The following is a 26857-nucleotide window of genomic DNA, read 5'->3' on the forward strand; positions in this document are numbered from 1 at the left end:
AAAATGCATCACTGAAGTCGCGGGCAAAGAGCGGCCATCGGGACCTTAGCCCTCCTCCAGTGTGGTGTCACGGCCGATTCACCCGTCCAGATGATAGGGAGCTGCATCGAGGCGAACCGATTCACCGGATCGATGCCGTACGTCATTCCCGCCTTGGTAATGCATCCGCTGCGATTTACAGTGAATGCCTTCTCCACGACCGGACACTGCCGCATCGCCCGAAAACAAGGATGCTCATGGTCGCCCTCCCTTATCTGATCGCCGCGGTCGCCGTTCTCGGCGCGGCCCTCGCCGCCGTCTGGACGGTCCGGCACGCCCGTTCCCGGTCCGGCGAGTTGCAGGCCTCGGTCACCGAGTCCCAAGCCGCGCTGACGGCCGCCCGCGCCGAGGTCGACCAGCTCACCGAACGGCTCCGGCAGGCACCGGCGCGGACGGCGGGGACCGTCCAGGGCCCGGCGGCACACGTTGAAGGCCGGCACGTCGAGGTCTTCGTCAACCTGTCCCGCCGGCTGCAGTCGCTGGTGCATCGGGAGATCAAGCTGCTCGACGGGCTGGAGAACGAAGTCGAGGATCCCGATCTGCTCAAGGGCCTCTTCCAGGTCGACCATCTGGCGACCCGGATCAGGCGGCACGCGGAGAACCTGGCGGTGCTGGGCGGGTCGGTGTCGCGCCGGCAGTGGAGCCGGCCGGTCGCGCTGACCGAGGTGCTGCGGTCGGCCATCGCCGAGGTCGAGCACTACTCGCGGGTCAAACTGGTGCCGCCGATCGACGGCACGCTGCCCGGACACGCCGTCGCCAGCGTCATCCACCTGATCGCCGAACTGATCGAGAACGCGACGATGTTCGCGCCGCCGCACACGCAGGTCCTGATCCGGGCGCAGCCGGTCGCCTCCGGCATGGCGATCGAGGTCGAGGACCGTGGGCTCGGCATGCAGCGCGCCGATCTCGACCGGGTCAACCAGCTGCTGGTCAACCCGGACGACACCAACCTCGACGACCTGCTGCGGGACGGGCGGATCGGGCTCTACGTGGTCTCGATGATCGCCCGCCAGCACGGGATCGTCGTGCAGCTGCAGACCAACATCTACGGCGGCATCCAAGCCGTGATCATCCTGCCGCCCCTGCTGATCGCCTCGGCGATCGAAGCCGCGCCCCCGGCGCCGCACCCGCGGAGTCCGGCACAGCCGCCGGAACGGCTCGAGGTGGCGCAGCGACCTCCGCTCGAGCGACGGGTTCCGCTCCAGCAGCGGACCCCGGTGCGGGAACCGCTGGTCGTGCAGCCGCAGCCGCTGAGTCGGTCCGACCGGCCGACCGTCACGATGGCTCAGGTCCCTGCGGACACCGTGGCGCCGCGGCACACAGGGCGAAGCACTGTCGAGGCCCGGGCGACCGCCGTCGTGACCGTTGCGCAGCAGCCACCGCAGGCCACGCCGTCGCGCCCTCCGCTGCCGCGCCGCCGCCGGCAGACCCACATGGCTCCGCAACTGCAGCTCGGCCCATCGCATCCGACGGAACCGGCCGGCGAACACCAGCCGGGCCTGATGGCGTCGTTCATGAGCGGCGTCTCGCAGGGCGAGGCGGATCCACCCCGCCCCGGCAGTCATGGCTGACCAGTGGTTCCGATTCCAGAAAGGCCCGGCTCTCATGTCGCGCACCGATTCCGCACGTACGTCTCAGGACCTGGTCTGGTTGTTGTCGGGCCTGATCGACCGCGTTCCGGAGACCAGGAGCGCGCTGCTTCTGTCGTCCGACGGGCTGCGCAAGGCCGCCCACGGGCTCGACGACGATGGCGCGGACCACTTGGCCGCGGTCGCCTCGGGGCTGTTCTCGCTGGCTCGTAGCGCCGGCACCCGGTTCGGGGGCAGCGACGGCGTCCGGCAGGTGGTGGCCGAGCTGGAGGACTCGTTGTTGTTCGTCTCGGCGGCCGGCTCCGGGGCGGTGCTCGCGGTGGTCGCCGGAAAGGCGGCCGACCCGGGCGTGCTCGGCTACGAGATGGCGCAAATGGTCAAGAGCGTACGGCCGTACCTGTCGACGCCGGCCCGGCATGAGCCTGAGTTCCTGGACGTGCGCGGACGGTGAGCGTGCTGGACACCGATGAGCACTGGTTCGACGACGCCGCGGGACGCCTCATCCGGCCGTACACAGTGAGCAACGGCAGGACCGAGCCGACCACCCGGATGGAGTTGCTGTCGATGGTGATCGCCACCGGCCGCCGGCCGCAGGGTCAGCTCGGACCGGAGCACGCCCAGGCACTCGGGCTCTGTGGCAGCTTCACCACGGTCGCCGAGGTCGCGGCGCGGCTGAGCCTGCCCGCAGTCGTCACCAAAATCCTGCTGTCCGACCTGGTGGATTGGGGAGTGGTGAAAACCCGCGCCCCCGACCCGATGGCTGATTCCACCAACTTGACGGTACTGGAGACCATCCTCGATGCCCTTGAACGACGGATCTGACGGGTTCCCGTCCGCGCTCAAGCTCCTGATCGCGGGCGGCTTCGGCGTGGGCAAGACGACGTTCGTCGGCGCGGTCAGCGAGATCGAGCCGCTGCACACCGAAGAACTGCTCACCACCGCGAGCGTGGGCACGGACCGGCTCACCGGTGTCGAAGGCAAGTCGACGACCACGGTCGCGATGGATTTCGGCCGGATCACGATCAGCAAGGAGCACGTGCTCTATCTGTTCGGCACTCCCGGGCAGGAGCGCTTCTGGTTCATGTGGGACGAGTTGTCCAGCGGCGCGATGGGCGCGGTCGTGCTGGCCGACACCCGGCGGTTGGAGGACTGCTTCCCCGCGGTCGATTTCTTCGAGTCGCGGGGCATCGGCTTTCTGGTCGCGGTCAACGAATTCGACACGACCTGCCGGTACGAGCCGGACGACGTGCGCAGTGCTCTCGACCTGAAGCCGGACACGCCGATCGTGCTCTGTGACGCGCGCGACCAGCGATCCTCCACCGGCGTGCTCATCAGCCTGATGCAACACCTCCTCGCCCAGCAAGCCTGTCGATGACCGAACGGAGCCCCGGCATGATCTACGACCCGTCCGGACGCCAACTGCTCACCCCCACCGATCCGGAGGTGCCCGCTCGCCTGCGCCGGCTGCGGGAGCTGGGCCTGGGCGACGACGCGGATCCGCAACTCGACGAATTCGCGCGCCGCGTCGGTGACATCACGAGCGCGCCGCTCGCGATGGTGAACTTCATCCAGGAGGACCGCCAGTACCTGGGCGGTCTGTTCTCCGGCACCTCGATTCCGGCCGCTGTCCGCGCCGGCTTGGCCGGTCGCACGTTCTCGCGCGAGCACGGGTACTGCCCGCACGTCGTGGTCCGGCGTAAGGCACTGGTGCTCGACGACGTCTGCGACTATCCGCGGTTCGCCGGGAACCCGGTGGTGGACGAGATCGGCATCCGGTCCTACCTGGGTGCTCCGCTGATCGACCGGACCGGTGTCGCCCTCGGCACGGTCTGCGTGGTCGACGTCGAACCGCGGCCCTGGGGACGGCCGGGACTCGAGACGATCAAGGCGCTCGCCTCGGAACTGATCGCCCAGCTCCACGCCCGCGAGGGCAACTAGCGCGATCAGTCCGGCCTGCCGCTCCTCCCAGGCAGCTCTGCTCAGGCGCCTGCCGGTCAGCACGCTGCGCGTAAAGGGTCGAATCCCCCTCATCCGGCTGGCGACCCTGGAGAAGCGGCATGCTTCCAGGCTCGGCCACGGCGTTTCGCTCCCGCTGTGGACCTCAACGGGCAGCCATCACTGCAAGTGACGACGCGACCCCGTTGAGGAACCAAGAGCCCCGTTGTAGAGTTCGGTCGGGACAGGGACAAACGTAGGCCCAGGACCCCTGGACAGGCCTGCTGCCCGCACCGGATTACTGCGCGCCGCACCATTCTCGGCGAACCCCGATTCCCGAGTCAGCGCCGGCGCCTGTACGCGGTATTCAGCCGATCGTCGGCATACGACGGGCGAATATCGAAATCCCCGGAGGAGCGAATGACGGACACCAAGGCCATGAAGCAGGACGCTGCGCCCAGCGCTGCGGAGGATCGGCCGGAATCATCATCGACAGCGGGTATGGTGCGATTCCTGCGCACGTACGCCCAGAACTTCCTCAACTCCCGGCTGATGGACGAGCGTCGCTCATTACCGCCGGCAATGATATCGGAATTCGCCGAAGCCGGCCTGCTCGGCCTGCAGGTCCCCCGAGAATTCGGCGGACAGGACCTGTCCCACTCCGACATGAACCGATTATTCACTCAATTGGGAGCCATCGATGCCAACCTCGCCGTTTTCTGCGCGGTGCACAATACGCTCGGAATAGCGCCGATTCTGCTGTCCGCGACCGACGAGGTCAAGGCCTGCGTGTTGCCCCGCCTGGCCGCGGGACAGGCCCTGACCACCAGCGCGATCAGCGAACCGGGCATCGGCTCGCACGTCCGGGGCATGACCACCAGTGCGACCAGGCATCCGGACGGCTCGTACACGATCAAGGGCGTCAAGAAGTGGATCTCGCTGGGCGGCGACGCTCGGTACGTCAACATCTTCGCCGGGCTCCGGGACGAGCGCGGGCGCAACCTGGGCATCACCGGCTTCCTGGTGGACAGCCGCACACCGGGTTTCGCCATCGGTCCGGAAATGCTCACCCTGGGCCTGCGGGCAGTGCCCCAGTACGATCTCACCTTCAACAACCTCAGAGTTTCCCCGTCCGCACTGCTGGGGGCCGAGGGAAACGGCCTCGCCACCGCCAAAGCGGCATTCATGGGCGGTCGGGCGGTGCTGGCCGCGATGACGATGGGCGCGGCCATGCGCTCTCTCGAGCTGGCTCAGAGATTCACGAAGGGCCGCGAGGTCGCCACCGGCTCGCTGGCCGAGAACGGCCGCATACGCGAGGTGCTGGCCGAGACCGCGGCCGCGATCCAAGCGGTGCAGACATTGATCTCCCGCATCGCGACGTGGCGGGACGCGGGACAGGACGTGCCCGACGCGTGGTATTTCTGCGCCAAGATCCTGGGGTGTGAGCTCGGCTGGAAGGCCATCGACACGTCCCTGCAGGTGCTGGGGGCCCGGGGCTTCCTCGACACCAACACCGTCGGCCAGCATTTCCGCGACTACCGGTTGTTCCGCATCTTCGAAGGCTCCACCGAGGCGATCACGGTGTACCTCGGCACCACGTTGGTCAGACATCCTGACCAGTTCACAAAACTCGTGCACCAGACTCATCCGACCGCACCGATGCTCACGTTGATCGACCAGGTGGCGGAGATCGGCGCCGATCGTCCCGACGACGTCGCCGCTCAGCACATCCACGCCGCCGTCGTCGGCGAGCTGGTGTGCTGGACTCTGCTGACAATGGTGACCAGCGAAGTCGCCACCCGCTCGGCGATGCATCAATACACCGCCTCGTGGACCGAGCACCAGCTGCAGCGGCGCCTTCGCAGCGCACAGCTCGGTTCCCGCGGAAGCCTGCCCACCCAGGCGGAGTTCGACCAGCACGTCGCCGGCTACGCCCAGGTCATCGGCGACGTGGACCAACGGCGTTGGCCTGCCGAGGAGTGGCGATCCGACCCGCTGCTCAGGTGACATGCGGCCGGACCCGCTGGGCGGCCGCGCCGATCGTTCCCCGGCCACCCTGCTGCGGTTCGGCACCCACAGTCCGGCCTCAGCCCGGTCCCTCGCCTCGCTGACCGGCCCGAAGTGACCGGAACGCGGCCCGGAGTTCTTCGGCCAGCAGTTGTGGCTGCTCCCACGCGGCGAAGTGCCCACCCTTGGCGACACGGTTGTAGTGGATGAGGTTCGGATAGGCGCGTTCGGTCCAGCTGCGCGGCGCCTCGTACTGCTCACCGGGAAAGACGGTCACAGCGACCGGGATGGTGACGCCCTTGGCGTTGAAGAAGCCGCCCCGGTACTCCCAGTAGAGCCGGGACGCGGAAACCCCGGTGTTGGTCAGCCAGTAGAGGGTGATGTTGTCGAGAATCTCGTCGCGCGTCAGTTCACCCTCGGCCCCGGCGGCGCGATCCAGGGCTTCGAGGACCGCTGCCGCGGGTTGATCGTCGGCGTCGTTGTGGTCGAGAAGCCAAGCGGCCAGGCCGACGGGCGAGTCCGCGATGCCGTACAACGTCTGCGGCCGGGCAGCCATGTAGCGCGCGTATTCGACCTGCCCGAACGTCCGGAGGAGCTGGTCGTAGGCGCGACGTTCGTCCTCGGCGAGACCGGGCGGCGGCGCGTGGCCCGCCTGGGCCGCGTCGTTGACATCGGCCGGGACGACGGCCGGCATGTTCGTATGGACGGCAAGCAGTCCCGTCGGCGCCTGCAAGCCCATCTGATCGACGACGAACGCACCCCAGTCGCCGCCCTGGGCGACGTAACGGGTGTAGCCCAGCCGGCTCATCAGCTCGGCCCAAGCGCTCGCCATCCGCTCCGGACCCCATCCGGTGGTGGCCGGCTTGCCGGAGAATCCGTATCCGGGCATTGACGGAACCACCACGTGGAACCGTCGGCGGGAGTCCCGCCGTAGGCCGTCGGATCGGTCAGCCGGTCGATGAGCTTCAGTTGTTCGACGATCGAGCCCGGCCAGCCATGGTTGATCAGGAGGGGCAGTGCGCCCTCGTGACGCGACCGCGCGTGGATGAAGTGGATGTCCAGGCCGTCGATCTCGGTGAGGAATTGCGGTGAGGCGTTCAAGGCTGCCTCGCATCGGCGCCAGTCGTACTCCTCGGCCCAGTAGCGCGCGAGCTCCCGCATCACGGCGAGCGGCACACCTTGTGAGTGATCTGTGACCGTTTCTTTCTCGGGCCACTGGGTGGCCTTGACGCGTCGGCGAAGATCGGCCAGCTTGGAATCGGGAACATCGACGGAGAAGGGCCGGAGAAGGGTCTTGGTGCCGCTGTCGACGGTTGTCATGACTTCCTCTCAGCGAGCGAAGGGTTCTCGACCCAGGCTCACGGGAGCGGCGCCGTCTTCGCACCCGTGCAAGTCCCTGGTGTGGCTCCCGGGTCTCCCTTCGAGCAAGAAGGGACTGCCGGGACCGGTCTCGGGCTCAGAGCCAGTTCTGCTTCCTGAACACCACGTACAGGCCGATCCCGACCAGCACCATCAGAGCGACAGCGAACGGATAACCCAGTTCCCACGTCAGTTCCGGCATGGTCCGGAAGTTCATGCCGTAGATCGTGCCGATGGAGGTGGGAGCGAACAGGATGGCCGCCCACGCGGAGATCTTCTTGACGACCTCGTTCTGATCGTTCGACATCTCGGTGAGAGCGTTGGACATCTCGGCCAGACTCTTCGTCTCCAGCGTGAGATTGACACTCAGAATGTTCTGCAGGAGCTGCCGGAAAGCGTCGGCCTGCTCGACCAGCCGCAAGGATCGGTCTTGCACGTCCCTCAGATACTGCCGTTCGTCCTGGTCGAACATGGACTCGTCGATCAGGCGGTCGATCATGCGGGGCAGCGGTTTGGTCGCGCGGTGCAGAGCGATCACGGCCCGGGAGAGCCGGTACACCCGCCGGGGCGCACCGGCACTGCCGTTGAAGACCTCGTCCTCGATCTCGTCGATGTCGTTCTCCACCCCGTCGACGACCGGCGCGTAGTCGTCCATGATCTGATCCAGGACGGCACGCAGGACCGCCACCGGACCACGCCGCAACCGGTCGGGCCTGGCATCGAGGGCCTGGCGCACCGTGGCCATGTCAGGCGTCACGCCGTGGCGGACAGTCACGACGAATCCGGAGCCCAGGAACACGTGGACCTCGCCGAACTCGACCGTCTCGGACTCGTCGACGTAGCGGGCCGTGCGCAGCACGCAGAAGAAGGTGGTGCCATCGCGTTCCAGCCGGGGCCGCTGGTGCAACTGAAGAGTGCGTTCCACCGCGGCCCAGTCGAGGCCGAACTGGTCGGCCACAGTAGTGACCTCCTGCTCGGTCGGCCGGTCGAGCGCGACCCAGGCCCACGCCACGCCGGTCTCGTGGTCCTCACCCAGGATTCCCGGCTCGAGTTCCTCAGCCGTGCGCATCCCGTCCCGGTAGATCGCGCGATCGACGGTCATCAGGAAACACCCTGACTCTTCGGGCACCGGGGAGTGGCAAGGCGAACCGACAACGAGGAGGCAGGCAATGAAAGGCGCATATCCCGAGATCCTCAGCCGTTACTTCAGTTCGGTCGAACGATGCGATCTCGACGACCTGCCCACGTGCTTCGGCGACGACGCAACCCTCATCGACGACGGCCGAACGTATCACGGCCGCGCGGAGATCGTCGCCTGGCGGCGGAAGGCCGGGCAGGCGTACGAGTTCATCGTCGAGGTTCTGGACTGGCAGCAGGCCGACGACGGCACATACGTCGTGGCCACCAACGTCGTCAGTACCGTGTCGGGGGAACCCGTCGGTCTCATGTTCCGCTTCACGCTGCGGAACCAGCTCATCAGCAGTCTGCAGATCGCGCCCTGACGCCCGGCGCCAGGGACGGACCGCCGGCCGATGGGTGGCCTCGACACCGCGGGCGTCGACCCGTTCGGGCGGCTGGGCGCGATCGCTCCCCGGCCACCGGTCTGTCAGTCAAGCTGTCATCATGCTGTTCCTGACCGAAAGCACGGGCGACCTCGACGAGGCGCGGTCGATCATCGCCCGGCACTTCTACACCAACTTCGTCGACACGCTCTCCGCCCGGCGTGACTGGCGAGCACGGTTCGGCATCGCGCCGGCCGGCCCGGTCACGCTGGGCGATCTGAGCTTCGGCACCGATATCCGCATGCAGTTCGGCGACCTGGGTGCGTATCACGTCGATGTGCCCCTGAGCGGCGCCGTGACCTGGCGCCAAGGCAACAACCTGGCCCACACCGCCACCACCAGCAGCGCGGCCGTGTTCCAGCCGGTCGGCGATACGACGCTGGAACGGTGGAGCGGCGACTGCCGGCTGCTGGCCGTCAAAATCGACAAGCAGGCGTTGGAGAACCACCTGGCCGTCCTGCTGGACGCGCCGGTACCCGGCCCGGTCCGGCTCGGGCCCGCCCTGGACCTGACCAGCGCGGCCGGTGCGAGCTGGCGGAACCTGCTCCGGCTGGTCGCCGTCGAGTCGGCCCGCAGCGGCGGCCTGCTGCATCATCCCGTGCTGGGCGCCCGGCTCCGGGAGGACCTGATCACCGGATTGCTGCTGGCCGCGGATCACCCGTACCGGGAGGCGTTGCACCGGCCCCGGCCGACTCTGGCCGCACCCCGCACGGTCCGCAGGGTCGTCGAACTCATGCGCGCCGAGCCGTCGCGGCCCTACACGGTCGTCGAGCTGGCCCGCGTGGCCGGCGTCAGCCCACGATCGCTGCAGCTGAGCTTCCGCCGCTACCTCGGCATGTCGCCACTCTCGTACCTCCGGGAACTACGCCTCGGTCTGGCCCACGAGCTGCTCATCGAAGCGGACCCGGCGCAGACCACGGTGGCCGACATCGCCGACCAGGCCGGATTCCCCCACCCGAGCCGGTTCGCCGCCGCCTATCACCATCGGTACGGCGTCTATCCCAGCGAGACGCTGCGACGCTAGGAGATCGCCGGGAGCGTGTCGGCCGCGGGCGGCTGGTGGCGGCGCACCAGGCCTTTGCCGGCGGCTTTGGCCGCGTACAGCGCCAGGTCCGCTTCGTGCAGGAGACAGTCGAGATCATGGCCGGGTCCGTCCGCGACCGTGACGCCCACGCTGCCGTACGCCCGTACCTGACGGCCGGCGATGCTGATCGGCTCGGTCAGCTGCTCGAGGATGCGGTGGCCGACGGCCACGGCGTCGTCGGGTCCGGCGATGCCGGGGACGACGACGGCGAACTCGTCGCCGCCGAGGCGGGCCACGGTGTCCCCCTCACGCAGTGCGGCCGAGAGCCGTTCGGCGACACCGATGAGCAAGGCGTCGCCGGCTGCGTGCCCCAGCGTGTCGTTGACCTGCTTGAAGCCGTCCAGGTCGAGCAGCAGCACAGCGGTGCTGTCGCTCCGCTGTGCCCGGGCCAGCGCCTCGCGCGCGCGGTCGTAGAAGGCACTGCGGTTGGGCAGCCCGGTCAAGGTGTCGTGGTGGGCCAGCCGGTCCAGGCGGCGCCGCTGCTCGTGCAGGTCGGCCAGCAGGCCCCGGACCACCAGAAGATTCAGGAACTGCCGGAACATGGCCAGCGCGACCGTGGCCAGCAGGGACCAGACCAGAACGGGGCTGAGGGTGCCGCTGCGCCCGTAGGCGACGCCCACCGAGGCCAGGGCGACGGCGACGGGAAAATAGGGCAGCGTGCTCCAGGAGCCGGCCGGCGACTCGGCGGCGGCGGTGTCGCCGGGCAGAACGGCGGTCCGGCTGCCCAGGGCGATGGTGAGACCGGCGATCAGATACACCGCGCCCAGACCGCCGGTGTACCAGGGAACGTCCTGGGTGTGGTTGCGGACGCTGATGAGTGCGGCGAGAGCGAACGTGCCCATGCCGGCCGCCATCACCCGCATGGATCGGTACTGACCGGCGCCCGGGCGGGACATGAGCATGAGGGCGAGGGCGGCCGCGATGATCTCGGGCAGCATGGTGACCAGGAACACCGCGCGATCATCGGGTGCGAGGCGGACCAGCGTGGGCGCGAGCACGAACTGCCACGCGGTGGCGAAGATGGCGCCGGCGACGGTGATGACGTCGATGGCGTACGTCGCCCGGGCCAGCCGGTGGCCGAACGGCGGCACAGCCACCAGAATCGCCGGCACCGTCACCGAGGCGGCCAGGATGCCGAGAACGTCGGCCGTAATGTTGAGCACGGAGTTGCTGAGTACCGTGCCGTCGCCGACGACGGCGCCCACGGTGTAGAGAACGTACGCCGAGCCCAGCAGCGCGGCCGCCACGGCGCCCAGAATCAGCCCCGCCCGCTGACGGCCACGCCGAGTCCGCGCCTGCCGCCGGAACCCGTCGCAGGCACACCACCCGGCGACCGCGATGGGACCGCTGGAGACGATCAGGCCCGCCCTCAGCGACAGGTGCGGCAGCGCCAGTTGGAGCACGAGCCCGGCCAGCCCGACGAGGGCGTACCGCGGTGCCGTCCCGACTCTCACGCCATGGTCATCGGCAGCCTGCCCGGCGGCTGAGGACACCGGTATCCGGATGCCGAAAGCCGATCCCGCTTGCGCAAGAGATTGCTTCCGCGGCCGGGTGACCTTGGTGCCGGCACTCAGCAGTCGTCGCGGCGGAGCCGATGGCTGGTTCGTGAGACCCGATCGCTTGATCGGAGCATACAAAGCCGGAGGCGACAGTGAGGAACTGGTCTGTACGGTGGAAAATCAGCAGTCTGGTGCTGCTGAGCGTTCTGCTCGCCGGTGCGTTGGGCGCGACGGCGCTGGTCAGCATGGACAAGCTCGCCCAGAGTGCCACCACGCAGGACGGATATCGTCAGATCCAGGCGTTGCTGGAGAAACTGAACACCAACGCGGCGAACGTCGACAGCTTCGTCAACGCGAACCTCGCCTTCCCGACCCAGACCAAAACCTTCGTCGACGGCGCCGCCGGCTACATGGCGGCCGGCGACAGTATCGTGGCCGCGCTGCGTGCGAAGCCCCTCGACAAGGCGGACGCGGCCACGGTGGACCCGCTGGCCGGCTCATGGTCATCGTTCACCGATTCGGCCAGATCGATGCAGCAGAGGCTGCTCCAGCCCGTCCCGGCCGGCCTGATCTACAAGTTCGGCAACGACCTCTACAACGCGTACACGAAATTCTCCGAAGCTCTCACCCAGGCCGCCAAAACCATGGACGCCAAGGCCGCAGCGGCCGCGAAATACCGGGCGAGCCTGACCGAGCGGGTCAGGTGGATCTTCGGGAGCACTGTCGCGGCCGGCGTCGTGCTCATCACGGCGTTCGGACTCGCGGTCGGCCGCAGCATCATCCGGCCGTTGACCGGGGCGGTCGAGGCGCTGCGGCGAGTCGCCCGGCGGGATTACACGGTCGACGTCGAGGTGCGGGGCCGCGACGAGATCGGGCAGATGTCGGAGGCGCTCAACAACGCCGTCGGCGACATCCGATCGGCGATCCTCACCATTGCCGGTGGCGCCCGGTCGCTGAGTTCCGCCTCCCAGCGGCTCACCGCGATCAGCTCGGACGTCGGCTCGTCCTCCGCGCAGACCTCCGGCCAGGCCGCCACGGTCGGCGGTTCGAGCATCCTGGTCAACGAGCGGGTCCGCGAGGCCGCTCAGGGTGCCGAGCAGATGACCGCCGCGATCCGCGAGATCTCGGGCAACACGGCGACGGTCGCCCAGATCGCGCAGAGCGCGGTGTCGACCGCTCAGGAGACCACGGCGGCCATGTCGAAGCTGTCCACCTCCACGGACGAGATCGGCAACGTGATCAAGCTGATCACCTCGATCGCCGAGCAGACCAACCTGCTGGCGCTGAACGCGACGATCGAGGCAGCCCGGGCCGGCGAGTCCGGCAAAGGCTTCGCGGTGGTGGCCAGCGAGGTCAAGGACCTGGCGCAGAGCACGGCCCGGGCCACCGAGGACATCGGCCACCGCATCCAGACCATCCAGGCCGACACCGGCCGCGCCATCGAGGCCATCGGCAAGATCGCCGGCGTGATCGACGACATCAACCAGTACCAGACCTCCATCGCCGGCGCGGTCGAGGAGCAGACCGCCACGACCAACGAGCTGAGCCGGCTCTTCGGCGACGCCGCCCACGCCGCGGACGCGATCAACCAGTCGATCGAGCAGGTGGCAGCGACCGCGGATCAGACCGCGGGCGGCGCCACCGCGACCCGCGAGGCGGCGGTCGAACTGCGCCAGCTGGCCGCCGACCTCAACGACGTGGTGGCCCGCTTCCGCGTCGAGGCCACCACCGCGACGGCGTGACGCCGAAGGACCTCAGCGGTTGGTCCAGAAGAGCCTCTCACTCCGGTCGGGGTCCTTGACGATCCGGCAGTCGGCGTCGATCCACATCGTGGCCCGATCCTTCGGGGTGTAGGCGGGCCAGCGCGGCACGTCCCGCGCCGTGGGACGGCCGTGGTGGGCGAAGCCCGCCCACAGTGCGCTCATGTGCCGCGCGGCGGCCCGCTGGCCCGGCCGGGCGTCGCTGGGGGTGTTGGCGAACTTGAGAGGGATGTCGGAGGCGTGCGGGGAGCCGAGCGGGAAGGTCGTGCCGGGCACGAGCGTCGGGTCCGGGTAGGCGAGCTGGTACATGAACACGGGCGCGGCCCGCTGCGCCGCTTTGGCTTCCGCGATTTTGATGGCGTCGCGCCAGATGGGCGACGTGGTGATCGCGAAGTAGACCTGCGCCGGTGTCGCGCCCGGCCGCGACCGCCGGAAGGTCGCGATGATCCGGTCGAGCTCGGCTCCCTGATAGGTGCCGCTCAACCGCGTACGCAGACCGGCCTCGTCGACGCCGAAGATGTCCGGCGGTCCGAAGAGGCTGAAGAACACCGTCTCGTCGCGGCAGGTGCCGACCATCAGCGGCTTGCCGGCCGAGAACGGCGCGGCACCGTCGGCGAAGGGGTGGCGCGGAATGATGTGGCCGTCGACGAAGGCCCCGAAGCCGGGCAGTGCGGGCGGGTCGCCCCAGGGCGCGACCCCGTTGGGGGCTTCGGACAGTTGGATCTAGAGCAGCCGGGCGGCCGGGATCTCGCGCAGCCGGGGAATGTCCGCGGCGGTCATCCCCAGCAGGGCGAGCGTGCGCGAAGCGCGGTCAGTGGCACCGTCGCGGGTGGGGAAACGCAGCGGCGCGGCGCTTTCGATGGACGCCTTGTGGAACAACCGTGCGGCTTTCGGCATCGTGTAGACGGCGGCTGTCTTGGCTCCGCCGCCGCTCTCACCCCAGACCATGATGTTGTCCGGGTCGCCGCCGAAGTTGCCGATGTTCTCGCTCGTCCAGCGCAGCGCGGCGAGGATGTCGAGCATCCCCTGGTTGGCGGCGTAGTCGCCGTCGGCCAGGTCGCCGAGGAACAGGTAGCCCAGCAGGCCGAGCCGGTGGTTGGACTCGACCACCACCACGTCGTGGAGCTGGGCCAGCCGCGTGCCGTCCTGCCCGGTGGCCGAGCCGGACCCGATCATGTAACCGCCGCCGTGGTTGTAGAACATCACCGGCCGGCGCTTGCGGTCGGCGGCCGGGGTCCAGATGTTGAGGTAGAGGCAGTCCTCGGAGGGTGCGGGCATGCGGCCGTTGCCGGTGGGGCCCATCTCGCCGCCGACGGCTTGATACGCCGGGTTGGGGAAGTCGACGGCGTCGCGGACGCCGGACCACCGTACGGGTGGTTTGGGGGCCTGGAAACGCAGCCGGCCCAGCGGCGGCGTGGCATAGGGAACGCCGAGGAACTTGAAGATGCCGTCCTCGCGCTTGCCGCGGACTTTGCCGTACCGGGTGGCCGCCTCGTCAGTTCGGTGGTTGCTGTGCGCCTGGGCCGGGATCGGCAGGCTCATCGCGGCGACCGCGGACAGCGAACCGCCGATCATCGTCCGCCGGGTCATGGGGGAACTCATGGTCAGACCTCCGTGGTCAGCCGCCCGGAGCACGTGGCTCCGGGCGGCGGATGGTGTCAGGAGCCGGCGCGCACCGTGAACGTGTGCGAGCCGGACGCCACGGCATACACGGCGTAGGCGCCGTCGATGCGCTGGAACGTCGCTCGGTGGGAGGCGGCGACGGTGCGCTTGTCCGTGGCCGGCACCCATACTTCGGCCGGGGTGTTGGCGGGGACGGTGACCGAGAGCGCGAACCGGCCGTCCTTCTTGGTCCAGGACGAGCGGGCCCAGCCGGCCGGGGTCTGGTAGGAGCCGCTCGCCGTCGTCAGGTCGCCCACCGGTTTCGGCTTGAAGACGAGCCGGTCGTACGCCGTCGATCCGGGAGCCGCCTGGATCCCGGCGAGGCCGGCGTGGAACCATTCCTCGATCTGGGCCAGGATCATGTGGTTCTTGGAGTCGCCGCGGTTCCAGCGCTCGCCGATGGTGGTCATGCCGCCCGGGTTGGCCGGCGTCGACTCCAGGAAGTAGCCGTAGCTGGGCTGGTCGTTCTGCTGCAGCACTTCCCACAGCACGTCGTCACGGTCGCCGTTCATCAACGCCCGCACGATCGGGCCCATGCCGATGGTGCCGCCGCTGAGGTGCGGTCCGGTCCCGTTCGGGTGGAAGTTGCCGATGAGCTCGACCAGCGTGTCGAGGACCTTGCCCCGGCTGTCCGCCGGCACCAGGCCCGCGTCGAGGGCGAGCCCCTGCGCCGTCTGGGTCGGTCCCTCGGGTCCGGCGTAACGGCCCTGTGCCTCATCGAAGAAGGCCCGGTTGAAGGCCGCCTTGATCTGCTCGGCCAGTGCCGCGTAGCGCGCGGCGTCGGCCCGGTGACCGGTGAGCGAAGCGATCCGGGCCATCGACTGGATCGTCAGGTAGTAGCCCCAGGTGCCGGTGATGCGGCCGGAGACCGGTTCGGCGGAAACCCAGTCGGCCAGGGCCGCGTCGACGTAGTAGCCGTCGACGACCTTCTGCCGCTGGATGTAGTCGACGAAGCGGACCAGGCGGTCGTAGGAGGCGCTCATCGTGGCGGTGTCGCCGTAGAGCTGGTGCAGGATCGCCGGGACGAGCACGATCGCGTTGCCCCAGTTGATCTCGTCACCGAAACGGCCGCTGTAACCCCAGTCGTAGACCGGCGCCTTGAGCGCGACGTTGCCCGCCATCGGCGTGTCTGCTGTGGACTGCGCCTCGACGAGGTGCCGCATGGTCGTGCGCAGGAACGCGTTGAGCTGGAAGTCGCGGTGGATCGCGCCCATCGGCATCGTGTAGTCGGCCGGGTAGGACAGCTTCTCGCGCCCGGGGCAATCGGTGAACACGCTCATGATGTTCGAGGCGAACGAGTACCGGGACATGGTGTGCACGCGGTTGACGCGGGCGTTCGACGACGAGAAGGTGCCCGCCACGGGAGTGTCCGCCTGCAGGCGTACGCCGGTGATCAGATCCTTGTCCGGCGTGTAACCCGAAGGCAGACCGGTGATTTGGACCCACTGCATGCCGAAGTAGTTGAAGTTCGGATGCCACTTCTCGTTGCGGCCGCCGGCGGTGGTGTAGGTGTTGAACAGGTCGACGCCGCGCGAGCCACCGCCGCCCATCAGGGACGCCTGGTCGACCGTGCCGTCGGGCTTGAGCGACTCGGCCGGGGCCATCTTCACGGTCGTGCCGGCGGGCAGGCGCCGCGCGTCCAGGCGGGGCCAGCCGACGATGTTCTGGCCGAAGTCGAACACCCACGTGCCCGAGGCCGGGTTGGTGACCGCGACCGGCTGGAACTCCTCCTGCACGGTGACCGGCTCGGCGGTCCGGGCCACCAGCTTGGTGGCCAGGTTGGGCGGCGGCGCGAACCCGGCGGCGATCCAGCCGGTCGCGCTGCCGTCGCGGCGCTTCGCGGTGGCGCCGAGATCGGCGCCGGGGGTGTTCCAGCCGGGCTGCTCGCGGCGGGCGTCGTAGTCGGAGCCGGAGTACCAGGCGTCGGTCACCAGCGGGCCCAGCGCCGTCCGCCAGGACCGGTCGGTCACAATCGTCTCGCTGCTGCCGTCGCGGTAGCGGATCTCCAGGCGGCCGATGAACCGCGGGGTGACGGCCGCGCCGGCCGAGGCGTCGCTGGCGGCGATGTTGTTGCCGGAGCCGGTCACCTTCGCGCCGGTGGCATGGTTCCCGGCGAGCGCGGGTGTGAAGCTGAGGCTCGTGGCGCCGATCGCGGTGATGGTCCGCGATTCGAGCCGGTCGCCCCCTCCCCCGGTGTCGACATTGACCGTCCCGCCGACGTGATAGCCGGTGACCGAGCTGAGCTCCACGGTCGTGCTGCCGGCGGCAGCGTCGGCGGTCAGGGTGCCGTCACCCTTGAGCTGGCTCTGCCACCACGAGTAGGGGGCGGTGCGCCCGACGGCCGGGTTAGTGACACTGCGGCGTACGTAGGCCGGGCCGTTGCCCAGCTCGACGCCGACCGCGTTGGCGCCGGAGCGCAGCGCGGACGTGAGGTTGTAGGTGCGGTATTCGCTGGAGAGCTGGTAATTGGAGTTGCCCGGGGCGAGGACCTCGTCGGTGATCTCCCGGCCGTTGACCGTGGCGTGGTGCAGCCCCACGCCGGAAAGGTAGAGCCGGGCGTCGGCGACCCTCTTGTGCTTCGGCACCGCGAACTGGCGGGCGAAGATCGGCATCGGCTGGTTCTCGGCCCGGTCGGGGTAGTCGATCCAACGGGCCGTGCCCCAGTCGGCCGGGTCGAGCAGTCCCGTGGTCCACGTGGACGGTGTGGACCAGGCGGACTGCTTGCGGTGGGCGTCCCACACCCGCACGCGCCAGGCGACGGTGTCGCGCGAACCCAAATCGCGCCCGAAACGAACCTGCTGGCTGTCGCCGGAGACCTTTCCGGTACGCCAGAGAAGGCGCCCGGTGTGCAGGTCGGCGACGGTCGGGGCGGCCTGGATCTCGTACGCGGTCTGGCGGTCGGCGGCGCAGACGCGCTGCCGGCAGTCGCCGGTCTGGGTCATCTGCCAGGCCAGGGTGGGACGGACGTTGTCGAGGCCGAGCGGTGAGTCGTAGCGGCCGTCGACGCTGAGCCGGTCGACGCGGACGCCGCCGGCGGATCCGGAATGGGCGTCGGCCGGCACGGCGGCTCCGAGGGTGAGCAGTAACGCTGTCGTCAGGAGGGTCAGGGGTCTTCTGATCGGGGCCATCAGATTCCTTCTCTGTCGGTGGGGACGAACAGATCGAGGCGACCGGTGCCGGCTACCCGGGCGAAGGCGTGGGCGCTGGGCTTGGGAGTGCGGGTGAAGTTGTCGCGGTCGACGGCGATCAGCCCGAATTTCGGCCGGTAGCCTTCGCTCCACTCGAAGTTGTCGAAGGCCGACCAGTGCAGGTAGCCGCGCACGTCGACCCCTTCGGCCCGGGCCTGCCCGACCGCGGCGAGATGGGTGTGCAGGTAGTCGACACGTTCGGTGTCGTCGGTGGTGGCGATGCCGTTCTCGGTGACATACAACGGGAGGCTGGTGCGGGCCGCGGCGTGCAGCATCTGCCGCAGGCCGTCGGGGTGGACGGCCCAGCCCATCTGCGTGGTCGGCGTGCCGGCGGGCGGCCGGCCGAACCAGGTCGGTGAGGCCGGGTCAACCCATTGTTTGCGGTAGTACTGCACGCCGAGCCAGTCGCCACGGTCGGGCCCGGTGAGTCCGTCGAGATAGCGGTCGACGATCTCGTACTGCATCAGCTGGTGGAGCGTGTGGCAGGCGTCGTCGTCCCGGGCGGGGGCGAGCAGCGGCAACTGCAGGGCCAGACCGGTGCGGCTGTCGGCTTCCTTGCGGACGGCCCGCACACAGTCGAAGTGAGCGTCGAGCAGCGCCGCACCGGCGCGTTTCCAGAGGACGGGGTTGGCGATCCCGGGTGGGTGGTAGCCCTCGAGGTAGCCGTGCAGGGCGATCATCTGCGGTTCGTTGATGGTGCCGACGTACGGCATCAGATCGCCCAGCTCAGCGGCGACCCGGCCGCTGTAGCGGGCGAAGATGGCGCCGGCGTCCGGGGCGAGCCAGCCGCCGCGGGCGGCGAACCACCGCGGCAGCGTGAAGTGGTGCAGCGTCACGAAAGCGGTCAGCCCTTCGTCGCGCAACGCGGTGAGGACCCGGCGGTAGTGGGCGATGGCGGCCCGGCTGAACTCGCCGGGCGCCGGTTCGATGCGCGACCATTCCAGCGACAGGCGGTGCGCGTTGTGGCCGAGCGAGGCCAGGAGCTGGAAGTCCTCGAGGTAGCGGTGGAAGTGGTCGATGCCGTCGCCGGAGGACTCGACGGCCGCACTGGCCGGGTCGTGTTCGAAGTCCCACCAGTCGTTGTTGGTGTTGCCGCCTTCGACCTGGTGCGCCGCGGTGGCGCTGCCCCAGAAGAAGTCATCGGGGAAGTCAGTCATGGATTCTCTCCCGGGGCCGCGCCGCGCAGTGCTCTACTCGCCCTTCTTGTATTCGGTGTCCATGTCCTTGAGCACGTCGTCCGCGGTGGCCTGGTTGCTGAAGACCTCCTGCAGGCCGCTGAGCATGGTCTGCTGCACCTTGGCGTTGGGCCACAGCTGGTCCATGAACGGCACGGTCTTGTTCTCCTGGACGAAAGTGGTCAGCTGCTTGAGTCCGGGGTCGACGGTGGTGCCGGCGTCAGGCAGGGTCGGCAGGCTGCCCTGCTTCTCGTTGAACAGCTTCATGCCCTCGGGCGACATCACGTAGGTGATGAACTTGAGCGCCAGTTCCTTGTTCTTGGCCTTGGCGTTGACGCCGTAGCCGGCACCGGCGGCGGCCGGCATGAGGAAGGTGGCCGGGTCGTCGGTGGCCGGCAGCGCCGTCATCGTGAACTTGCCGTTCGGGTTCTTGCCCTTGAGCAGGCCGATGATCCAGTTGCCCTGGATGATGCCGAGCGTTCTGCCGGTCGCGGCCAGGGTCTGGCTGGCCTCGTAACTGGTGCCCAGGGGATTTTTCTGGAAGCAGCCGGCCTTGCTCATGTCCTGGTATTTGGCCATCGCCTGGGTCCAGGCGGAACCGGCGAAGGTGGTCTGCCCGGCGGCCAGTTTGGTGTTGAAGTCCTTGTCCTGGCCGAAGACGACGGTGGCCGCGAGGGCGTAGAGCACGAGTTGGGTGACCCAGTTGTCCTGGATGCCCAGCGCATAGGCCGGGGTGCCCTTGCCGGCGGCGTCACGGCAGAAGCTCAGCAACTCGGTCCAGGTGGTCGGCGCATTCAGGCCCGACTTGCTCAGGGCTTCGTCGTTGTAGACGGCGCCGATGCCGTTGAGCCCGAACAGCGCGTTGTAGGTCTTGCCCTCGTACTGGGCGACGCTCTTGAACGAGTCGGGCAGTTTCGCCGCCCACGGCTGGTCGGACAGGTCCAGCAGATAGCCCGGCTTGGACAAGACGTACGTCGCACCGGGGTTGCCGTTGCCCGGCCACACGGTCATCACGTCGGGTGCGGTGCCGGAGGAGAGCTGGGTGCGGATCTGAGCCTGGTACTGGTCGGCGCCGCTGGTGGTGAAGTTGACCTTCACGCCCGGGTTGGCCGCCTCGAACGCCTTGATGACGTCCTCGATGGACCCCTGGTCGACCGAGGCGAGTGTCAGGGTCTGGTTGCCGCCGCCGCCGTCGTCCGATCCGGAGTTGGCGTTGGTGCCGCTGCTGCAGGCCGTGGTCAGCATGACCGCGGCGAGCGCGATCGTGATGCTTTTCTTCATGTCTTCTCCTGCGTTGGAGATCAATAAGAGGTGGCGGTGAAGGTGTAGCGGCCGGAGGTCAGCCGCAGGGTGGCCCCGCGGGCGGACGGCAGGGCCGGGACGGGAGCGTCGTCGTGACGGACGCTTCCCGGGTCGGGGGTGGGAATTTCGAGAACGGCGGTACTCCCGGGCGGCACCGCCACGACGACGGTGAGCTGCCCGCCGTCGACGTCCCAGCCGCAGCAGACCCGGCCGCGGGCGGTTTCCTGCTCGGCGCGGGCCCAGGTGAGCTTTCCGCCGGGCGTCGGGCGCAGCAGAAGCTCTTTGTAGGCGACCGAGCCGGGCGTCTGATCGATGCCGGCGACCCGGCCGAAGAGCCAGTCGCCGACGCTGCCCAGGCTGTAGTGGTTGAAGGAGTTCATCGCGGCGGACTGGAATCCGCCGTGCTCGGTCCAGCCGTCCCAGCGCTCCCAGATCGTGGTGGCGCCGTGCCGGATGGAGTAGCCCCAGGACGGGAACTCGTCCTGGTGCAGCAACGCGTAAGCGAGGTCTTCGCGGCCGTGCTCGGTCAGCACCGGGCACAGCAGCGACACCCCGACAAAGCCGGTGGTGAGCCGGTTGCCCCGCTTCTCGATGTCGGCGGCCAGGTGGTCGACCGCGGCCGGGATCAGGTGGCCGGGCAGCAGGTCGAAGCTCAGGGCCAACAGGTACGCGGTCTGGGTGCCGCCTTCGACGGTGCCGTCGTCTCCGACGTACGCGTCGATGAACGCTGAGCGGATTTTGTCGTGCAAGGCCCGGTACTCGCCCGCCTCGGCCCGCCCGAGCACGTCCGCGGCGTCGGCGACGATCCGCGTGCTGTGGGCGAAGTAGGCGGTCGACAGGACGTCCCGGGGAGTTTCGGCATCGACCTGCAGCCAGTCGCCGTACGAGTTGCCGGTGCGGTGCCGCCACAGCAGGTCGGCGTTGTGCCGCCGGATGTGCTCCACCCAGCCGGCCATCGCGTCGAAGCTGCGCTCCAGGGTGCGCCGGTCGCCGTAGATCCGCCACAACAGCCACGGGATGATGACACCGGCGTCACCCCACGCCGGAGCGCCTTCGCGGTCGAGCACCATGATCGGTGCGACGTCCCGGAACGCGCCGTCGGCGTCCTGACCGTCGACCACGTCCCGCAGCCAGCGGGCGAAGAACGCGGACACGTCGGCGTTCCGCGTGGCGGTCGGCGCGAACACCTGGGCGTCGGCCAGCCAGCCGAGCCGTTCGTCGCGTTGCGGGCAGTCGGTGGGCACCGCGACGAAGTTGCCCCGCTGCCCCCACCGGATGTTGGCCTGCAGCTGCTCGACCATCGGGTCGGAACAGGTGAACGTCCCGGTGAACGCGGTGTCGTTGTGCAGCACCCGGGCGCTCACGTCACCGGCGTCCAGGCCGCCGGGACAGCCGCTGATCTCGGCGTAGCGGAAGCCGTGGAAGGTGAACTGCGGCTCGAACACCTCGTCGCCACCGGCGGTGACGTACGTGTCGGTGGCCGCTGCCCGGCGCAGGTTGTCGAGGTAGAGCTCGCCGTCGGCGAGGACTTCGGCATGGCGCAGCACGATCCGCCGGCCCGGCTCGGCACCACGGACGCGCAGCCGCACGCGGCCGACCAGGTTCTGGCCGAAGTCGACGAGGACGCGGTCCTCGCGGTGGTCGACGATCGTCGCGGGCAGTTCGGCGGTGATCCGCATCGGCTCGTCAGGCTCGGCGACCAGGGGGCCAGACTCGGTGTCGAGCACGGCGACGGGCCGGAAGCCGTCGCCGTCCCACGCGGCCCGGCGGGCGTCGACGAACTGCCCCATCAGCAGGTCGGCGGCGCGGATCGGGCCGGGCCGCTCGCTCCAGGCGCCGCCGGTGGCGATCACCTGCCGGGAGCCGTCGGCGAAGTCCAGGACGAGCTGGGCCAGGTAGCCGGGCGCGGTGCCGTAGTGCCGGGCGGGCCGGCTCGGGTCGAAGCCGACGTGACCGCTCCACCAGCCGTCGGCCACGATCGCGGCCACGACGTTGGTCCCGGCGCGCACCTGCTCGGTCACGTCGTACGTCTGGTATTGCCGACGATGCTGGTATTCCGTCCAGCCTGGCGCGAGCTCGAGGTCGCCGACCCGCCGGCCGTTGAGACTCGGCTCGTAGACGCCCCGCGCGGTGGCGTACAGCCGGGCCCGGATCGGCGGCGCCGCGACGTCGAAGGCGTGCCGGACGTAGAGGGGCGCTGACGCGGGGTCGGGAAAGGAACGTTCCTCGTCGGTGGGCGGGTCGACCAGCGGCAGATTGACCGGGTCGCGGCCGATCCACACCGCAGTCCAGTCGTCGCGATGCAGCAACCCGGTCTCGAACCAGGTCTGCGCCGCACCGGACGCTGCGCCGGTCTCGTCCCAGGTCTCGACGCGCCAGTGGTAGCGGGTGGCCGACTGCAGGGCCGGGCCGTCCCAGGCGACGAGCAGCGTGTCGTCGCTCATCCGGCGCCCGCTGTCCCAGATCAGCCGGCCGGGTTCGTCGAGGTCCGGCTCGCTCAGGGCGGCGGTGATCCGGAAAGCGGTCTGGGCCGCGCCCTGGCGGTCGCTGCGCAGTTTCCAGGACAGTCGCGGGCTGGTCTCGCCCAGACCGAGCGGCTCGGTGCGCTGTTCGGTCGTCAAACCGTACGGTGTCATCCCTTCAGCCCTCCGGCGAAGCCGTTGATGATGCTGCGTTGCAGTGCGAGATAAACCGCCAGGACCGGCACGATGCTGATCAGCAGGGCGGCGAAGATGAGGTTCCAGTCGGAGACGAACTGGCCCACGAAACCGGCCACCGCCACCGGCACGGTCTGCTGGTCGCTGCCGCTCAGATAGAGCAGCGGGGTGAAGAAGTCGTTCCAGACCGCGACGGCGTTGAGCACCAGGGCGGTGACCGTGATCGGTTTCAGCATGGGCAGCACGATGTAGCGGAACGTCTTGAACGGGCCGGCGCCGTCGATCGACGCGGCGTCCTCGAAGTCGCGCGGCAGGGCCCGCAGGAATCCCACGTACAGGAACGTCGTGAACGGCACCTGCAAACCGGCGTAGAACAGCACCAGCGACCACACCGAGCCGAGCAGGCCGAGATCGCGGACCGTCTGGTAGAGCGGCAACGAGGCCAGCTGGAAGGGCAGGATCAGCCCCAGCATGATCAGCAGGAAGGTGCCGCGCGACCATCGGGCCGTGCTTCTCGCCAACGGGTACGCGGCGAGCGCCGAGACAGCCAGCACGATGAACACGCTGACGGTGGTCACCAGCACGCTGTTGACCAGCGCGCCGCCCAGGCCGGCCTCGCGCCACGCGCCGGTGAAGTTGCCGAACGTGGGTGACGTGGTCGGGCTGATCGGCGACGACGTGTCCGACGGCTGCCGGATGGCCAGGTTGACCAGCACGTAGACCGGGAAGGCGAAGACGATGCCGACCGCGACCATCACCATCTCGAGCAGGAACGTCCGTTTGGTGTAGCGGTTCATGACGCCGCCTTCTCGTTGCGGTTGAGCACGACGAACTGACCGGCGGAGACGATCGAGACGATGACGGTGAGCACGACGGCGAGCGCGATGCTGTAGCCGAACTCGCCGAGGGTGAAGGCGTCCTTGTAGATCAGCGTCGAGATGGTGTCGGTCGCGTGCCCCGGACCGCCGCCGGTGAGCGCGTAGACCTGGTCGAACAGCTTGATCCCGCCGATGATCGAGAGCATCAGATTGATGGTGATCGCCGGGGCGAGCAGGGGCCGGACGATGGACCAGAAGCGGCGGACGGCGCCGGTGCCGTCGATCGCGGCGGCCTCGTAGATCTCGCGCGGGATCGACTGGAGGCCGGCCAGGAAGATGACCATCGAGTAGCCGGCGAACTGCCAGACCACGACGAGCACGACCATCCACAGGGCGAGATCGGGGTCGCCGAGCCAGTCCTGTCGCCAGCTGCCCAGGCCGACCATCCCGAGCAGGCTGTTGACCGCACCGTCCGGGCCGAGCAGGTTTCGCCACAGATAGGCGGTGACGATCGGAGTGATCACCGCGGGGGCGAAGAGCAGGACCCGGAGGAAGTTCCTGGTCTTGATCATGCTGTTGACGCCGAGGGCGAGCAGCAGGCCGATGCCGTTCTGGATGACGGTGATGGCCACCGCGATGACCAGCGTGTGCCAGACCGCCTGCAGCGCGTCGCCGTCGTCGAGCATGTCGGTGAAGTTGCGCAGGCCGATGAGGGCGAAGTCGGGGTCGAGACCGTCCCAGTCGGTGAAGGCGTAGTAGATGCCGCGAGCGCTGGGCACCAGCACCACGAAGGCGAACAGCAGCAACGCCGGAAGGACGAACCACCAGGGCGGCGCGACCCGGCTGCGCCGGCGGGGCGACGCGGGGGAGACGGTCCGGCCGGGCGGGCGGACCTGGAGATCAGCTGACACGGAGAACCCACTTGACTGAATCGTTTCATCACGCTCGGTGACGAGCCGCTTCGACAGAAACTGGAGGGACGTGGCGTGTGACGTGAGTAACGTTTTCCACTATGTTTCGCCGACACTACGAGCCGATGCCAACCTCGTCAAGACCATCCGTGGTCAACGTTTTCCACGTCTCGAGCAGGTTCTGGAACCCGCCTGCGTTGATCTAGAGTGGGTAACGTTTCTCGCCTTAGGAGCTCGCATGCACCCGTCCCGACGCATCACGATCGTCGACGTGGCCCGGCACGCCGGGGTGTCGACCACTGCCGTCTCGAAGGTCATGCGCAACGCGTACGGGGCCAGCCCCGAGATGCAGACGAAGGTGCGCGCGGCGATCGAGGAACTCGGCTACCGCCCCTCGGCGGCGGCCCGGGGGCTGCGCGGGCAGACGTACACGATCGGCGTGATGCTGCCCGAGATGCGCAACCCGTTCTTCGCCGACATCCTCGACGGCGTCACCGAGCACCTGGGCGGCACCGACTACCAGGTGCTGATGGCGGCCTGCTGCAACGACGAGAAAGGCGAGGTCCGGATCACCGAGGCGATGATGGACCGGAGCATGGACGGCATCATCCTGATCGCGCCGATCTCCTCCCGCCGCCACCTGCAGAAGGTCGCCCGCGCCGTGCCCACGGTGGTGGTCGGCCGGCACGGGCACTCCCCCGACTACGACACCGTCACCGACGACGACTTCGCCGGCGCCGGGCTGGTCGTCGACCACCTGGTCGGGCTCGGCCACCGGCGCATCGCCCACATCGAGCATGCCGAGAAGGACCCCGTACGCCTGAAGGAGATGCCCAACGCGCTGCGCGCCGACGGGTACCGGTACGCCATGCAGTCCCATGGACTGGGCGACTACATCGACATCGCGTCCACGACCTACACCCAGCAGGGTGGGTACCTCGGCGCCCAGCAGCTCCTGGCCCGCGCGCAGCGCCCGACGGCCATCTTCGCGGGCGCCGACATCGTCGCCATGGGAGTGCTGGACGCGCTCACCGAGGCCGGCCTGTCCGCGCCCGAGGACATCTCCGTGGCCGGTTACGACGACACCATGTTCGCCGCCTTCGGCCCGATCTCGCTGACCACGGTCGATCAGGCCGGGCACCAGATGGGTGTCAACGCGGTCCGGTTGCTGCTCGATCGCATCGGCAGCCGAGGCCGGCCGACCGCCCAGATCAAGCTCTCCCCCACCCTGATCACCCGGCGCACCACCGCCCCGATCCGCTGATCTCGAGGCGCGGACGGTGACGCGACGGCGGCCGACGCTGCGGAATCGTCGAGCGCGGCCGTGCCGTGGCAAAGTGCGGCCGGGGCGGTCACCGGCTGCCGCCGGACTGACGACCGGGCTCGTCGTCAGCCCGGCGGGGCACTCCGAGCTATCGGGCGGCCACGGCGGTGGAGATCAACGGGCAGCTGTTGCGGTACTGCCTGATGCCCGACGTGTTGGTCGTGGGGCACAGGAACTGGCTGTAACGGGCGTCGTCGTCGACGAAGATCTTCAGCCACGGGATCATCGTGCGGGCGAGGATGGTGCTCGGCTGCCCGATGTAGTTGTGGCCGGCCCCGGTGACCTCGAGGTAAGCGCGCTCGGTGGTCGCCGGAACGGTGTTGTAGAGGCTGGTCAGGCGGGACGGCGGGACGAGGGTGTCGTTCTGCATGGCGTAGATCAGGGTCGGGACCCGGTCACCGGCGAGACTGCCGGAGGGCAGGTACGGTGCGTTGCCGATGGCCGCCTGCAGGGCCGGGCGCTGCAGGGCAGCGTCGAGCGCGCCGCCGCCGCCCATCGAGTGCCCGATCACCGCGAGCCGGCCGGCGTCGACCCGGGTGCGCACGGCGCTGCTACGGGTGAGGTAGTCCAGGGCCGCCAGCAGCTGGGTTCCGCGGCTGGCGGGGCTGTCGTTGAGGTTGTTCGTCTCGATGCCGAACACCACGAAGCCCTGCGAGGCCAGCCGAGGGCCCAGCCAGGCGATGCCGGGCCAGGTGCCGTTGAGACCGGGCGAGATGGCCACCGCGCCGAACGTGCCCTGGCTCGTGTCGGTCGGGTAGTAGATGACTCCGCCGCCGAAGCCGTTGCCCCGGGCGACCGGGACCGACGCGATGGCGAACGGGCCGGTGGTCGCGGCGATGCCGGCCGCCGTCGGGTCCGGGCCGCGCTCGTAGGGACTGGCGGCCGACGCCGGGCTCGGCGCGGCAGCGGCGATGAGCGCGGCGAAAGTCATCGCCGCGGCGGCCAGGATTCTCCGGATCACCATGAGCTTCCTCTTTCTGGAACGT

21 protein-coding genes and 1 pseudogene are annotated in these 26857 nt (G+C 69.1%); 10 read left to right on the top strand and 12 right to left on the bottom strand.

What is annotated here, in order from left to right:
• Positions 1-236: 236 nt before the first annotated feature.
• From NAG42_RS21570 to NAG42_RS21595, 6 genes are all read left to right on the top strand, one after another.
• Complete coding sequence (locus NAG42_RS21570; RefSeq protein WP_250032439.1) at positions 237-1610, top strand: sensor histidine kinase; 1374 nt, start codon at positions 237-239, stop codon at positions 1608-1610.
• Positions 1611-1644: 34 nt separating this feature from the next.
• Positions 1645-2079 (top strand): roadblock/LC7 domain-containing protein, encoded by a 435-nt coding sequence (locus NAG42_RS21575; protein ID WP_250032442.1) that lies wholly within the window; start codon positions 1645-1647, stop codon positions 2077-2079.
• Positions 2076-2450 (top strand): DUF742 domain-containing protein, encoded by a 375-nt coding sequence (locus tag NAG42_RS21580; protein ID WP_250032443.1) that lies wholly within the window; start codon positions 2076-2078, stop codon positions 2448-2450. Before NAG42_RS21575 ends, NAG42_RS21580 begins: the two co-directional genes overlap by 4 nt.
• The gene (locus NAG42_RS21585; protein ID WP_250032444.1) at positions 2428-3003 is read left to right on the top strand and encodes a GTP-binding protein; all 576 of its coding nucleotides are present in this window, start codon (positions 2428-2430) and stop codon (positions 3001-3003) included. The genes NAG42_RS21580 and NAG42_RS21585 overlap by 23 nt, the downstream gene beginning before the upstream one ends.
• Entirely contained in the window at positions 3000-3566 is a 567-nt protein-coding gene (locus NAG42_RS21590; protein WP_250032446.1) for a GAF domain-containing protein, read from the top strand. Before NAG42_RS21585 ends, NAG42_RS21590 begins: the two co-directional genes overlap by 4 nt.
• A gap of 417 nt (positions 3567-3983) precedes the next feature.
• On the top strand, positions 3984-5570 hold the full coding sequence (locus NAG42_RS21595; RefSeq protein ID WP_250032447.1) for an acyl-CoA dehydrogenase family protein: 1587 nt from the start codon (positions 3984-3986) through the stop codon (positions 5568-5570).
• A gap of 79 nt (positions 5571-5649) precedes the next feature.
• Here NAG42_RS21595 and NAG42_RS44960 read toward each other — a convergent pair whose 3' ends face one another.
• From NAG42_RS44960 to NAG42_RS21605, 3 genes are all read right to left on the bottom strand, one after another.
• On the bottom strand, positions 5650-6459 hold the full coding sequence (locus tag NAG42_RS44960) for an alpha/beta fold hydrolase (RefSeq protein WP_369077106.1): 810 nt from the start codon (positions 6457-6459) through the stop codon (positions 5650-5652).
• Entirely contained in the window at positions 6378-6890 is a 513-nt protein-coding gene (locus NAG42_RS44965; RefSeq protein ID WP_308201168.1) for an epoxide hydrolase N-terminal domain-containing protein, read from the bottom strand. The genes NAG42_RS44960 and NAG42_RS44965 overlap by 82 nt, the downstream gene beginning before the upstream one ends.
• 136 nt (positions 6891-7026) lie before the next feature.
• On the bottom strand, positions 7027-8031 hold the full coding sequence (locus NAG42_RS21605; RefSeq protein ID WP_250032448.1) for a magnesium and cobalt transport protein CorA: 1005 nt from the start codon (positions 8029-8031) through the stop codon (positions 7027-7029).
• A gap of 67 nt (positions 8032-8098) precedes the next feature.
• Between NAG42_RS21605 and NAG42_RS21610 the strand changes: the two genes are divergently transcribed.
• Together NAG42_RS21610 and NAG42_RS21615 are read left to right on the top strand one after the other, a co-directional pair.
• The gene (locus NAG42_RS21610) at positions 8099-8431 is read left to right on the top strand and encodes a nuclear transport factor 2 family protein (RefSeq protein ID WP_250032449.1); all 333 of its coding nucleotides are present in this window, start codon (positions 8099-8101) and stop codon (positions 8429-8431) included.
• Positions 8432-8552: 121 nt separating this feature from the next.
• Positions 8553-9515, top strand: coding sequence for an AraC-like ligand-binding domain-containing protein (locus NAG42_RS21615; RefSeq protein ID WP_250032450.1), 963 nt, complete (start codon positions 8553-8555; stop codon positions 9513-9515).
• Here NAG42_RS21615 and NAG42_RS44970 read toward each other — a convergent pair.
• Complete coding sequence (locus tag NAG42_RS44970) at positions 9512-11029, bottom strand: diguanylate cyclase domain-containing protein (protein ID WP_250032451.1); 1518 nt, start codon at positions 11027-11029, stop codon at positions 9512-9514. The two genes, NAG42_RS21615 and NAG42_RS44970, sit on opposite strands and share 4 nt — an antisense overlap.
• 197 nt (positions 11030-11226) lie before the next feature.
• On the opposite strand from NAG42_RS44970, the gene NAG42_RS21625 reads away from it, so the two are divergent.
• A complete protein-coding gene (locus NAG42_RS21625) occupies positions 11227-12816 on the top strand; it encodes a methyl-accepting chemotaxis protein (protein WP_250032453.1) in 1590 nt (529 codons plus the stop codon).
• A 12-nt stretch (positions 12817-12828) separates the two neighbouring features.
• Here NAG42_RS21625 and NAG42_RS21630 read toward each other — a convergent pair.
• From NAG42_RS21630 to NAG42_RS44975, 7 genes and pseudogenes are all read right to left on the bottom strand, one after another.
• A pseudogene (locus tag NAG42_RS21630) lies at positions 12829-14436 on the bottom strand (carboxylesterase/lipase family protein).
• Positions 14437-14492: 56 nt separating this feature from the next.
• On the bottom strand, positions 14493-17624 hold the full coding sequence (locus NAG42_RS21635; RefSeq protein WP_250032455.1) for an alpha-L-rhamnosidase: 3132 nt from the start codon (positions 17622-17624) through the stop codon (positions 14493-14495).
• Positions 17624-18841 carry a glycoside hydrolase family 1 protein gene (locus tag NAG42_RS21640; protein ID WP_250032456.1) on the bottom strand — a complete coding sequence of 406 codons (1218 nt, stop codon included), beginning with the start codon at positions 18839-18841 and terminating at the stop codon, positions 17624-17626. The genes NAG42_RS21635 and NAG42_RS21640 overlap by 1 nt, the downstream gene beginning before the upstream one ends.
• Before the next feature lie 33 nt (positions 18842-18874).
• Entirely contained in the window at positions 18875-20140 is a 1266-nt protein-coding gene (locus NAG42_RS21645; RefSeq protein WP_250032458.1) for an ABC transporter substrate-binding protein, read from the bottom strand.
• A 20-nt stretch (positions 20141-20160) separates the two neighbouring features.
• Complete coding sequence (locus NAG42_RS21650) at positions 20161-22797, bottom strand: alpha-L-rhamnosidase (RefSeq protein ID WP_250032459.1); 2637 nt, start codon at positions 22795-22797, stop codon at positions 20161-20163.
• Complete coding sequence (locus tag NAG42_RS21655; RefSeq protein ID WP_250032460.1) at positions 22794-23615, bottom strand: carbohydrate ABC transporter permease; 822 nt, start codon at positions 23613-23615, stop codon at positions 22794-22796. The genes NAG42_RS21650 and NAG42_RS21655 overlap by 4 nt, the downstream gene beginning before the upstream one ends.
• A complete protein-coding gene (locus tag NAG42_RS44975) occupies positions 23612-24547 on the bottom strand; it encodes a carbohydrate ABC transporter permease (protein ID WP_250032461.1) in 936 nt (311 codons plus the stop codon). Before NAG42_RS44975 ends, NAG42_RS21655 begins: the two co-directional genes overlap by 4 nt.
• Before the next feature lie 238 nt (positions 24548-24785).
• Between NAG42_RS44975 and NAG42_RS21665 the strand changes: the two genes are divergently transcribed.
• Positions 24786-25811 carry a LacI family DNA-binding transcriptional regulator gene (locus tag NAG42_RS21665; protein WP_250032463.1) on the top strand — a complete coding sequence of 342 codons (1026 nt, stop codon included), beginning with the start codon at positions 24786-24788 and terminating at the stop codon, positions 25809-25811.
• 148 nt (positions 25812-25959) lie between these two features.
• On the opposite strand, the gene NAG42_RS21670 is transcribed toward NAG42_RS21665, so the two are convergent.
• Positions 25960-26835: a dienelactone hydrolase family protein gene (locus NAG42_RS21670; protein ID WP_250032466.1), complete on the bottom strand. Its 876-nt coding sequence runs from the start codon at positions 26833-26835 to the stop codon at positions 25960-25962.
• Between the last annotated feature and the right edge of the window lie 22 nt (positions 26836-26857).

Source organism: Paractinoplanes maris, assembly GCF_023544465.1.
In the GTDB taxonomy this organism is placed as follows: Bacteria; Actinomycetota; Actinomycetes; order Mycobacteriales; family Micromonosporaceae; genus Actinoplanes; species Actinoplanes maris.

What these genes read in the sequence shown, in the direction of transcription:
- NAG42_RS21570 (WP_250032439.1), top strand. Translation starts at nt 237, where the DNA reads ATGGTCGCCCTCCCTTATCTGATCGCCGCGGTCGCCGTTCTCGGCGCG.
- NAG42_RS21575 (WP_250032442.1), top strand. Translation starts at nt 1,645, where the DNA reads ATGTCGCGCACCGATTCCGCACGTACGTCTCAGGACCTGGTCTGGTTG.
- NAG42_RS21585 (WP_250032444.1), top strand. Translation starts at nt 2,428, where the DNA reads ATGCCCTTGAACGACGGATCTGACGGGTTCCCGTCCGCGCTCAAGCTC.
- NAG42_RS21590 (WP_250032446.1), top strand. Translation starts at nt 3,000, where the DNA reads ATGACCGAACGGAGCCCCGGCATGATCTACGACCCGTCCGGACGCCAA.
- NAG42_RS21595 (WP_250032447.1), top strand. Translation starts at nt 3,984, where the DNA reads ATGACGGACACCAAGGCCATGAAGCAGGACGCTGCGCCCAGCGCTGCG.
- NAG42_RS44960 (WP_369077106.1), bottom strand. Translation starts at nt 6,459, where the DNA reads ATGCCCGGATACGGATTCTCCGGCAAGCCGGCCACCACCGGATGGGGT.
- NAG42_RS44965 (WP_308201168.1), bottom strand. Translation starts at nt 6,890, where the DNA reads ATGACAACCGTCGACAGCGGCACCAAGACCCTTCTCCGGCCCTTCTCC.
- NAG42_RS21605 (WP_250032448.1), bottom strand. Translation starts at nt 8,031, where the DNA reads ATGACCGTCGATCGCGCGATCTACCGGGACGGGATGCGCACGGCTGAG.
- NAG42_RS21610 (WP_250032449.1), top strand. Translation starts at nt 8,099, where the DNA reads ATGAAAGGCGCATATCCCGAGATCCTCAGCCGTTACTTCAGTTCGGTC.
- NAG42_RS21615 (WP_250032450.1), top strand. Translation starts at nt 8,553, where the DNA reads ATGCTGTTCCTGACCGAAAGCACGGGCGACCTCGACGAGGCGCGGTCG.
- NAG42_RS21635 (WP_250032455.1), bottom strand. Translation starts at nt 17,624, where the DNA reads ATGGCCCCGATCAGAAGACCCCTGACCCTCCTGACGACAGCGTTACTG.
- NAG42_RS21640 (WP_250032456.1), bottom strand. Translation starts at nt 18,841, where the DNA reads ATGACTGACTTCCCCGATGACTTCTTCTGGGGCAGCGCCACCGCGGCG.
- NAG42_RS21645 (WP_250032458.1), bottom strand. Translation starts at nt 20,140, where the DNA reads ATGAAGAAAAGCATCACGATCGCGCTCGCCGCGGTCATGCTGACCACG.
- NAG42_RS21650 (WP_250032459.1), bottom strand. Translation starts at nt 22,797, where the DNA reads ATGACACCGTACGGTTTGACGACCGAACAGCGCACCGAGCCGCTCGGT.
- NAG42_RS21655 (WP_250032460.1), bottom strand. Translation starts at nt 23,615, where the DNA reads ATGAACCGCTACACCAAACGGACGTTCCTGCTCGAGATGGTGATGGTC.
- NAG42_RS21665 (WP_250032463.1), top strand. Translation starts at nt 24,786, where the DNA reads ATGCACCCGTCCCGACGCATCACGATCGTCGACGTGGCCCGGCACGCC.
- NAG42_RS21670 (WP_250032466.1), bottom strand. Translation starts at nt 26,835, where the DNA reads ATGGTGATCCGGAGAATCCTGGCCGCCGCGGCGATGACTTTCGCCGCG.